Annotated in this window: 9 protein-coding genes; 2 read left to right on the top strand and 7 right to left on the bottom strand. The window is 62.3% G+C overall.

All coding sequences use genetic code 11. The features are described from left to right. Positions 1-344: 344 nt before the first annotated feature. Positions 345-2,045, top strand: a complete 1,701-nt coding sequence (locus tag FUT87_RS03870) for a hypothetical protein (protein ID WP_147240145.1) — start codon at positions 345-347, stop codon at positions 2,043-2,045. An 83-nt stretch (positions 2,046-2,128) separates the two neighbouring features. Beyond that, positions 2,129-2,266 carry a hypothetical protein gene (locus FUT87_RS28365; RefSeq protein ID WP_186830347.1) on the top strand — a complete coding sequence of 46 codons (138 nt, stop codon included), beginning with the start codon at positions 2,129-2,131 and terminating at the stop codon, positions 2,264-2,266. Positions 2,267-2,313: 47 nt separating this feature from the next. Here FUT87_RS28365 and FUT87_RS03865 read toward each other — a convergent pair whose 3' ends face one another. The 7 genes from FUT87_RS03865 to FUT87_RS03835 form a co-directional block, all read right to left on the bottom strand. Further along, complete coding sequence (locus tag FUT87_RS03865) at positions 2,314-4,266, bottom strand: patatin-like phospholipase family protein (RefSeq protein WP_147240144.1); 1,953 nt, start codon at positions 4,264-4,266, stop codon at positions 2,314-2,316. Positions 4,267-4,282: 16 nt separating this feature from the next. After that, positions 4,283-5,050 carry a hypothetical protein gene (locus tag FUT87_RS03860; protein WP_147240143.1) on the bottom strand — a complete coding sequence of 256 codons (768 nt, stop codon included), beginning with the start codon at positions 5,048-5,050 and terminating at the stop codon, positions 4,283-4,285. Between the two features lie 497 nt (positions 5,051-5,547). Next, entirely contained in the window at positions 5,548-7,485 is a 1,938-nt protein-coding gene (locus FUT87_RS03855) for a protein kinase domain-containing protein (RefSeq protein WP_147240142.1), read from the bottom strand. 275 nt (positions 7,486-7,760) lie between these two features. Next, positions 7,761-8,138: a hypothetical protein gene (locus FUT87_RS03850; protein WP_147240141.1), complete on the bottom strand. Its 378-nt coding sequence runs from the start codon at positions 8,136-8,138 to the stop codon at positions 7,761-7,763. A 49-nt stretch (positions 8,139-8,187) separates the two neighbouring features. Then, positions 8,188-8,796 carry a M48 family metallopeptidase gene (locus tag FUT87_RS03845; RefSeq protein WP_186830346.1) on the bottom strand — a complete coding sequence of 203 codons (609 nt, stop codon included), beginning with the start codon at positions 8,794-8,796 and terminating at the stop codon, positions 8,188-8,190. 264 nt (positions 8,797-9,060) lie between these two features. Further along, the gene (locus FUT87_RS03840; protein ID WP_147240139.1) at positions 9,061-9,999 is read right to left on the bottom strand and encodes a ribonuclease T2 family protein; all 939 of its coding nucleotides are present in this window, start codon (positions 9,997-9,999) and stop codon (positions 9,061-9,063) included. 94 nt (positions 10,000-10,093) lie between these two features. Next, positions 10,094-10,279 (bottom strand): transporter (locus FUT87_RS03835; RefSeq protein ID WP_147240138.1); only part of this gene is annotated, 186 nt, incomplete at its 5' end.

Here is a 10,279-nt window from a genome sequence, read left to right as displayed (position 1 = left end):
CCGCTCGCCTCGATCCGAATGTCATTCCCGCGGCAGGTGCCGCCGCCACTGCCGCCGGGCGGGTCACCGAGCAACTGCTTCAGCGACCCGCCCGCCTGGTAATCGGACGTACTGCCCGACGGCCGAGTCGTTGAACTGCTTCACCAGGTCCACCGCCCGGCGGAAATACGCGTCCGGATTCTTGGCATGGAGGAGGTCCACGCCGCAGCGCAGACGCACCAAGCCGGCCGATCGACCGGCTGTTCCTTCAGCATTTCGGAGGCGCTTTCTCGGTATCGCGCCGATGGCCTTCGACCGGCGAGGCGCTGAAGCTCAAGCGGTTTGATTCGCCCGGGAGGGGGACCATGAACGCCGCGATGTCGTCGGAAGTGGGAGTTCGTCCTGAACGTCCTGAATCGCCGAGCGCACCGGCCCAGCGTCGCGCCGGACCGTCCGATGGTGCGTCGCCCGGGCAGCGCTCGACGATCCCTGCGATCCCGGCCGGTCCGCGGATGCAACGGGTCGAGCGGGTCGCCGATCTGATTCATCGCAGTCCACGCATGGCGACACAGCGCCGGGCGCTGGATCAAGTCGCGCAGCGCGAGCCATGGGATCCAGCCGCTGCCGCGCAGGAAACCCTTGCCAGCGCGGCTCAGAACGCCCGCCTGCCAGGGGTCGTCGCACCGCATCCGGTGGCGATCGGTGCGCAACAGGATCCGGGGGACCTGACCAGCACCCAAGGAGCCCAGCGGCATTTCGACCCTGAAATGCGCGATCAGGTCAGCCAGCTGCTGAACTATCTGCCGGCCGAGCACATCATCGGCAATCCGGCGCTGGCGCGCGTCGTGTGCGAGCGCACGACGGACGAAAATCCCGGCATCTCGTTCTACGACGGGAACGACCAGACCTTGCATGTCGTGGTGCCTGGCAACGTCAGTTCGTGGCTCTACATGTCGATCGACCGATGGCCGGTGGGCGACCTGGTGACGACGCTGATGACCAACTACGCCTACGCGACCGAAGAGGACAACCACGGCAACCTCACCAATCCGAATGTGGGGCACAAGGCCAGCGAGGTCCTCCATCGCGATGTGCTCGGACGTGGCACCGTGGGCAGCAAGCTCGAGATGGTCGGCGAGAACTTCGTGCGATGGCTGCTGACGCACGAGACCGGGCACTCAGTGGATCAGGCGATCGGCTTCGTGAGCAACGGCCATCACCGGCAGCCATGGGCCGCGTCCTGGGACATCCACGCCGCGGGCGGCGGTGAGACCGCCTTGATGAATCGCTTCACCGGTGGCTTGAATCTGAACATGGCGGTCCTCAATGCCCAGTACACGGCGGCGACCGGCGCCAACTTCGATGCGGTCATGACGGCGGCCGTGGTCGACAAGGAGCCGTGGGCCTTCGACGTGCCGGGGCGGAACGCGGCCCTGAACGGCTATGAAGGCGTCGTCGCGGGTGGACGCGCGCAGGTGGAATACCTGGAGCGGGTCGTCCGCAAGGGGCTCGACAGCCCGTGGCAACTGGGCGGCACAGGCGGGATCGCGTTCGGCGGTCGCAACTATCACGTCGAGTACCAGCACTCGCGCTGGGTCAGTTATGACGCGGCCCGCTACGCGGATCGCAATTCAAACTATCAATACTCGGGGCCGGACGAATGGTTCGCCGAGTCGTATGCCCACTATTTCAAGCACAACAGCCTGAAGTTCTGGCGGACCAACCACGGGCAGTGGGGCGAGCAATTGCGCGATCCGATCACGCGGACCTGGTTCCTGGCCAACCTCGATCCGATCAACGGCGCGGGGGCCTTGATCGCCGCCAATCAGCTCCAGGCCATCCCCGGTGTTGGCCCTGCGATCGCCGGGCCGGTGGCCGGTGGCGTCGCGGTGCCGGCGCAGCCCGGCAAGCTCGAGACCCTTGGCCGTGGGCTGGTGAAGGTGGCCGAGCTCTCCGCGAGCGGACTCTTGCGCATCCTGTCAACCGTCTTCGGGATCGCCGGTGGGTTGTTGAAACTGTTCTTCTATCTGCCGGGAAGGGCGTTCTGGCGCTGGCTCACCGGCTGACCGGGTTCATCGAGGGGCGCCTGCGCATCGAGAGCGAGTACAGGGCGCCGAGTACGCCGGAGGTCTGCCTGCGCATTTTGGTGATGCTGAGCACCAAGTTCGGCAACGTGCGCAGCGAAGCCAGACGGACGACCCTGCAGCGGCAGTTGTCAGTGGACCGACAAAACTCAACGGCGGCAGCCAGCCTGAAGCCGCCGGTCGCTGCAAGACGATGGCGCTGATCTACGCGTTGGCAGCATGCTCTCGGTACTCGACGGGGCGCCAACGCTTAGGCGTGCGGAAACGGATGCGCTGCTTCCTCGATGTGTCGATAGAGGGACTTCTGTACATCCGAGTACAAGTTCCCGATCGTGGTTGTCGTCGACACCAGCTTCAACGAAGAAAGCGGTCGCGGATGAGTAGCGGGAAGGGTGGCCTCAACGTCGTCTATCACCACAGCCCGAACTTTCTTCACGCCGGATGCAAGGCAATGGAAAAGTCGGGTGTTTCCTTCGATCACCACGAAGTTGTCACCGACCCGTTCAAGCACAGGTGGCGTCACGATGGAACCATGGCCACCTGGCAAGTCGATTTCGGTGAGCGCAAAGTAGTCCAGCTTGTTTTGCTCAAGGTCCTTCATGAAGTTCCTAATCTGGAGCATCTTGAATTCCTTGACCGCCTTCTGAATGACCCGGATGTTGTCTCCGACGTCAACGTCCGTCATTCGAAACTTGGCGTTGGCATACATTGGTATCGTGCGCAGGCGCTCGAACAGCTTTGTGTCCGCGCATTCAACGTATCGCAGCTGCCGAGGCGTCAGTGAGCGCGGGGTCCAGTACGGCCCAACCTTCTCAGCGAGCAGTTGGAGAAGGACTGGATCGACTTCGCCGGTGTAGAGACGCACCTGCTGGAGTTCGTAGCTGGTCGATGCCGCTTGACCGGAGGTGGCTGTTCCAAGAATGGCACTTGCTCGTGGCTCGCCTAGATCGAAGGCAAATCCTTCGAAGGGCAGCGCATTCAATTCGACAATGTCAGCTCCCAGCTCCTTTAGCAGCCATTTCTGCCGGCGTTCCCGCTGAGAGTTGTCATTTCCGGTAATGACCGTCATCTGAATGCCCCGTCTTGCGGCAGAAAGCAGTGACGGAAACACGAAGTCGACCCAGTTCGTCGAAGGACCTACGGATATGAACCGGCGCTCGCAGGCCACGAGCTCTTGCACAAGCAGGAGCATCTTTTCATCGAAGCCTTGATAGGGCGTCGACAGCGCCTGACTTCTTACAGTCAGGCGCTCGTCCGCGATGAATTGCCGAACCGCAGTCTTGCCAGCGTCATAGAGTTCGTTTCGAGCCTTGTTATCAACTCCATTGAAGTCTGTTGAACGAACGGTTCCGGTAGGAATCAGAATGCTGTAGACGTTCTGCTGTAGCTGACTCTGAATGTATGTCGCGCCGTCGATGCTGGCTCCGGCGAGTGCGGCGCAGAATTCAAGCAAGTCCGCTGGCGGCCGCAGTGGCCCTGGCTGTTCGATAAGTCGAAACGCCAAAATGCGAGACAGCACGCTGCGCGCGCTCATCGACCCCATGAGTTGAGAGAAAACAAAAGCCGGTAGGTTGCTTAGGACGCCTCCGTCGACTAGCAGTGAACTCCCGTGCACGATCGGCTGGAAGAAGAATGGGATGGCGCACGAGCAGCGCACGGCGTGCGCGACGCTATCCTGAGGTGTCTGATCGCTCGACCAGACCTTCGGTTTTCCGGTCGCGAAATCAGTCGCCACCACGTGCAAGGGAATCGGCAACTCTGAGAAAGACACGGGGCCCTTCACGCCGAGTTGACGCCGTGCGCCGATCAACTCCTGCAACCGGTCTTCAATCCACCGCTCCAGTGGATCGGAGCTGTGAAGACCGGAGAATGTCGCTAGATCAAGCAGCTTCCGCGGAACGCCCCCCGTCAGCTTCCTGGCGACGCGCCATCTCGTCGGCAACTTCTTAAACACCGACCGTTCCGAATTCGGTTCAGTGAGCAACCCAGAGAAGTCCAACCCTTTCAGCTTCTCAGAAAGATGCTCCGGGTTCGCCCCAGCTGCGACGAGCGCGGCAACAATCGAGCCGCCGGACGTTCCTGCCACACGGCCGAAAGTCACTCCTGCGGCCTTGGCCGCGGCGAATGCTCCTGCATGGGCTGCGGCGCGCACGCCTCCGCCTTCAAACACGCCCCAGCAGTGCGCAAAGTAGTTTGTGGCCAAGGCCCCCCCCTTGTACTTAAATGCTTAATAGTGTTCTCAGGCGCTCAAGCGCCTCGCTACGATACGGCAAAGGACAGTAGTTCTCGATTCCAGTTGTGACCGATGCGAGAGCCGATTGTGTCGAACATACGTCCCGAACAAATCTCTGAACCGTGTCGGAAATGGACAGGCCAAGACGGGCTGCGAGGATGACCGATCTCGCTGCTTGAAAGCGAGGCTGCGCGACCTCGTCCGCCATGAAGTCAAGCTTCTTTTGAACGAGCGCCTCGCCAGCTCCTAAGTCCAGGAGCCCGCTCTCATCAAAGAACTGCGAGGGCTGGAAGATGACCGCATTCACGTTGTAGTCAGCGGTCGAGGGCAAGCGGTCAAACTCGACAGGACCGGAATTGCGCCGAAACAGAAAGGTCTCCGGCAGATCCCATGCGTCGATGTGGATGCGAAGGGAGTCATAGCCGACTCCTCCGAACGGGTTTCTTGCGGCTTCAGGTGGAAAAAGGCTTTTTACTGAAGGCGAACCGCTTGAGACGAAATCAATGTCACGAGAGGGATGTGATTGTCCGGTTAGGAGTTCAGCCAGGCGGTCTCTTGTCCAACCGCCGAAAACTACTGCCTGCAGCCGATTCTTTTGTAGTTCTCTCACGAGCTGCGACAAGCCAGCATCTGAGCTGATGAGTTCATCGAAGGCAGCTTGAACGAAAGCGTTGGCGGCTGCGGAAGTGCACGCCGCGCAGGGCTTCGTGCTTGGCCGTTCACGATTGGCTGGAAGCCTATAAACCTCGATCACTGTTACTCCGTCAGGATAATCAACCCGTTGTTAGATGGACCAGGTGGCCCCCGTCAAGAGGTGCTACATGCTTGGAGGGCCGCTTGGACGGCGCGCGGGTGTAGTAGTTGCACGCTAGCAGCTGTGACCTGAGCAAGCACATCAAAAGTATCTGTCAGGCCAACTCACCTCGAACGGCGCGTGGCCGGCAGCGAGGATGGTGCCACCAAACTAGTGACCTGACCCCCAGAAGTTGGACAACCAGCGTCTGTGCCTGGGCGATGATCCGCAACAGGAATGAGTCAAGCCAAAACATGGGGGACGCCTTTGCGCCTGCTGCCGGCAGGCTAGCAGCAGCGGAGGACTGCTCTCAGTCAACAGCATTGGCCAGCGATAGGCCGATGGATGCCGGCGCAGGTAGTGAGCGTTGCAGGCGCCAACTCTGCGAGCAGCTGACATTTTGCCGTTCTTGTCCAGCGTTCTGGCCCGCCGCAACTGACGCGGACGGCACCTTCGCGTCAATCCCATTTGGTCAGCTCACGACTATGTTCCGATCGCGTGGCCTGAAGGTACTGGTTCAGTGGATCATCGTCCAAGCGGCGAGAGGCAGTGACGGACTCAAGTAGGTCTTCCATGGGACTCCTGTCTGTCATGCAAGATGCTGCGGAGCGATCTGGAACGATCAGATACGCCGACCACCGTAGATGCCGTTGGCGTCGGGAAAATCGTTCACGTGTCACCTCTATCGGTTTGCCTCCGACCTTGAAATAGCTTCGTTCAGCGATTGCTGCGTCCAAATAGCGCCCATCAAACAGAGTGGCGGCGTCGGGAAACTCCGAATTCCGAGTCGGTCTGTTCACAGGAACTCCATTTTCGTCGGTCCACTGAAACGCTTCATCGGGGCTGGCGAGCACTATGAAGAAGCTCTTGTAGGTGCGACTGGGATCGCGGTAGGCAATGATGTTCTCGATCAACAGTTCATCGACACCGTTGAGCAGCCAGCGGCGTCCCCCCAGTGATTCGAACCGGGCACCAGTGACATCTCCACCATCCATATAGACGGTACACATCTCCTCAGATCGGCATTCTTTGGAGAAGTTCTCAATGAATTCGGTGATGTCCTCGAGGCGCGTTGAAAACCAGACCTTGTCGATCTGGTCGTAGGACATGCAGATGGCTCTGTCTAGATCGTCGCCACGCAGCGTGATGTCCCGACTAGGACTCTTTGCCGCGGCGATCATCTTGCGTACTTCTTCAACGCTCTGCGGCCTAGCAAGGACGTCATCGCGAAGGCAAGCGTCCACCACAAGATCCAGCACACGCATGCCTGTACTTGACTCTGGATCGGCAAGCCGCATGCGTCCCACGCCGCGATGCGTGCTGCCCGTGACGAACCATTGCACCACTTGTCCTAGTGCAAAAAGGTCATTGGCCGGAACGGGCACGTTTCCCGGAACAGCCTGCTCTCGCGGGCTGAACATGTAGTTCCCCAATCGCTCACCATGACGCGTCTCGGCCTCACGAGGAAACTCTTCCGAAAAATGGGCAATGCCCAGGTCGCCGATCACGTAAGAGTTCGACCGTTCGTCGACGAACACGTTCTCTGGCTTCAGGTCGCGGTGGACAACTTTGCCTGCGTGCAGATGCTCCAATCCGTCCAGCAGATCGTTGAATAGCTTAGTTGCGCTCTCTGCACGCGCTTCCTCTTCTAGGTTGCCATCAAGAGGGCCACGCTTTTTGAGACTCGTTCCGTAGAGTCTCATGATGATTAGCGAGAAGCTACGGTCATCGAGCGTAACTTGGTCAAAGTGGTAGTTGCGAGCTACGTTGGGATGTGTCGTCAGCTGGGCGGCGCTAAAGAACTCGTCCTTCAGGCGTGCAAGCTTCATGTGGTCCAAATGCTCTAAAAACTTCACAGCGAATGAGGTCGAACCCTTCGTGAACTTCAAGACATGCGCGTTCCCGCCTTGCCCGAGCAGGCCTTCGAAGGTGAAGTTGCCCACGTCAGTGGTCAACGTGGAGCTTTTCTTGAAGTGCGCAACGAACTTGAACTCCCCGCTGTTCCTTTCTGGGGTTGCTGGAGGGCTGTCTTGAATTCGCCGCCCCGATATGGAGCGTAGCCGTCGCTGCAATCTCTGGATCAGTTCGCGGGCGACTTCCACCATATGGTCTCGGCCCTTGACGCGAGCAGCGTGCAGCTCGGTGGACGACATTCCGACACGAAGGGGTCCGCCAAACATTTCGAGGGTTCCAAACTCGCTGAACTCGTGCGAGTCTGCGCCGAACACCTCGCGAACTGCATTTCGAAAGCTTGACACCTGGACTTTGAGCCTTGGCCCGCCGCTGGCCAACTCCCCGGCCATGCTCGAGTCAGTGAGCGATGAAATCTGCTCCATCAATAGGCCGATGCCGTCGGTGACGTCTTGCTCTGTCATCGCAATGCCGTTGCCAGCCATATTCGCCTCCCTCAAGCCGCTCTGTTTGCTTCAAAGTTGCCGCTAGTCTGCCATTGCGACTCCCGACGACTGCTTTCCAGGTAACAGCCGCCACTTGAGGTCCCCCTGTCGAACGGCAGCAACCAGCCTTGAGCAGTCAGTGATCTTGCCCGCCGCTCCCCTGCGGTGCACACGTTGCCGAAACGGTTGATCAGGTCGCGCTGAACCTCATGGTCAGCTGCGGCTGAAATATGCAGTCTGCCGGCGCGGGTCACGCGTCGCATCGGCCTTCGGGTTCAGCCGTAGATGAGCGCCAGATGGCGGGCCACCAGCGTGTTGCGGGTCAGCGCCAGCAGCCGCGTTGTCTCCTCGGCGAGCGCCGCGCGCTCCGCGTCGCTCACCGTCACCATCGGGGTCAATGCGCCGCGACGTGCCAGGTGGTCGACCCGCATCGCTGTCGGCGGATGGGAAGCGTCCGCCTGCCAGGACTCGCGGCGCGAGGCGGCGCGACGGGCTTCGAGATCGGTGGCGTCGACCGAGCGAACCGCGTCGGCGATCCGGTCGTCGACCGCGTCGTGTGGGGTGACCAGCGCATGCACCCGGAGCGCGGCGGCCACCACGTCGCTCAGATAGAGCTTCTCGAGCGCTGAACTCAGCGTCGCCGAGCCGACCACGGTGCCGCCAGCAGGTCGGCCAGATACTCCGAACGCTGCGATTCACGCATCACCAGCCACAACATGACGCCGGCCCAGGCGAACAGCAACTCCGACAGCCCGAGCATCGCGAGCTCGAACGGCAGCCCAAGCAGGGAAACGAGTGGTCCGCCGGCGTGCCCCGTCCTAGATTGCCGATGGAGAGCGGTCGAGCGGCCTGGCCCCAGGCCGCCAACGTGTCGATCGCCTGTCCCAGGAACTGCACGCGAAGCGGGTCGCCGTTGGCGCCGTGCGAGATCTCGTGGGCAATGATCGCGGTGAGTTCATCGGCGGAGAGGACCGCCATCAACGGGCTGCCGAGTTCCATGTGACGGCGCCTCCGCCATCCCGACATCCGGTAGTTGGCGTTGAAGTCGGCGGACACGCCGATGCCGTCCAGCGGCGCGAGGCCCAGCGCGGCTGCGACTCGATCGCTGAGCTTGTGCAAGGCCGGAAAGCGCTCGCGCTCCAGCAGCCGCTCGGGTTCCTCCGACGGTCGCGGACGAGCGGCGACGCACAGCAGCAACAGCACGACACCGCCCAGCGGCACGAACAGGTTGGACCAGGGGCGCGCGAGGAGCATCAGCCCGAGGACCCCGGCGCACAGCGCCAGGCCATGCACCAGCAACGCCAAGCACACGCGGTCAGCAGCGACAGCGAGAACCGTGCGCGTCGCCGACCGGAGACGACGCCGCCGTCCCGGGTGACTTCTTCGAAAAGACGCTGCGATTGCCGCTCGCCGAGCGCCCGACGCAGGCGATCCCAGCGCCCGGCTGCGGTTGATGGGGGTGTCGACCCATCGGAAACGGCCAGCATGCTCAGCGCCCGCTCGCCTCGATCCGAATGTCATCCCCGCGGCAGGTGCCGCCGCCACTGCCGCCGGGCTGGTCGCCGAGCAACTGCTTCAGCGACCGCCCGCCTGGTAATCGCGCGGCAGCTTCACCTGGATCTCCGTCAGATACTGCCCCGAGCACATCAGCTTGACGCTGTCCCGGTACGCGTCGCTGCCGGTCTCGGCCTTCAGCTTGTCGTAGAACGCGCGGCGAGAGATCGATCCGCCGATGTTCTGCCGGATGTACTGCCCGACGCCCGAATCGTTGAACTGCTTCACCAGGTCCACCGCGCGGCGGAAGTACGCGTCTGGATTCATCGCCTGGCAGGTGCCGTGCTTGCGCCACTCGTGCTCGCCGAAGTCCTTCTCGTACAGGAAATTCGGCATCCACGGCCCGATGTAGGCGACCGTCTCCTTCGACAGCGTCATCGGCGCCGTGCTGCAGTTGCCGTAGCTGATGCCGCATTGCTGGCGGTTGGGCCACAGCCCGTGCAGCGTCAGGTTGCTGACCTTGAGCTTGCCGCTCTCCATCGCCTCGCATTCCGGCTTGCCGCGCTTGCCGCCTGCTGTCCATTCGCAGAAGCCGGGCTGCCACGACATCGCCAGCACGAAGCTGTCGTACTCGTTGGCCGTGGAGCACATGCCGCCGCGGCCTGACATCGACGGCCCATTGCCCTCGGCCGGCGCGCGGCCGGACTTCGCCGCGGCGGAGACGTCCGAGCCGCCGCCCGCGCTACCGCAGTCGTTCTGCACCCAGCGTTCGGACGGCCGCGCGCCCGGCACCTGCAGGCGGGTCCAGCCCGCGTCGTGCGTCTCCAGGATCGTGTAGCCGGTGCCCGGCGACAGCTTCGCGCCGTCGGGATTGGTGCTCTTGCGGAAGGACTGGAAGGCCTCGCAGGCGCGCGAGGCGGTGAAGGTGCCGCTGGCGGGCGCCGCCCAGGCCGAGGGCAGGGCGCAGCAGGCGAGCGAGAGGAGCGTCGAGTGAAGAACGGTGCGGAGAGCGAGGCGCATGGGCATCCAGCGGGGCTGAAACGACAGCCGGCTTTGTACGTCATCCCCGGGGCGCCGGGAATCATCCAGCGAGGGGAGGACGGCGTCGCGTGGTTCAGAAGCCGATCGAGACCCCCAGCCCCAGCACCCAGTCGGGCGTCTGCTTCGTCAACCCGCGGTTGAGCGAGGCATCGAGCTGCACGCGGCGGTCGACCAGCCAGGTGACGCCGGTGCCGGCCGAGACGCTGCGGCCGCCGTTGCGCGTCGACGCGAGCTGGTCGCCGGCGATCTCGACGCGCGG

The sequence above is a fragment of the Mitsuaria sp. TWR114 genome (assembly GCF_007997345.1).
This window is presented reverse-complemented; position numbering and strand designations above follow the sequence as displayed.

Bases quoted from the DNA above. Each gene is read 5' to 3' on its own strand.
- FUT87_RS03870 (WP_147240145.1), top strand. From the start codon at position 345: ATGAACGCCGCGATGTCGTCGGAAGTGGGAGTTCGTCCTGAACGTCCT.
- FUT87_RS28365 (WP_186830347.1), top strand. From the start codon at position 2,129: ATGCTGAGCACCAAGTTCGGCAACGTGCGCAGCGAAGCCAGACGGACG.
- FUT87_RS03855 (WP_147240142.1), bottom strand. From the start codon at position 7,485: ATGGCTGGCAACGGCATTGCGATGACAGAGCAAGACGTCACCGACGGC.
- FUT87_RS03840 (WP_147240139.1), bottom strand. From the start codon at position 9,999: ATGCGCCTCGCTCTCCGCACCGTTCTTCACTCGACGCTCCTCTCGCTC.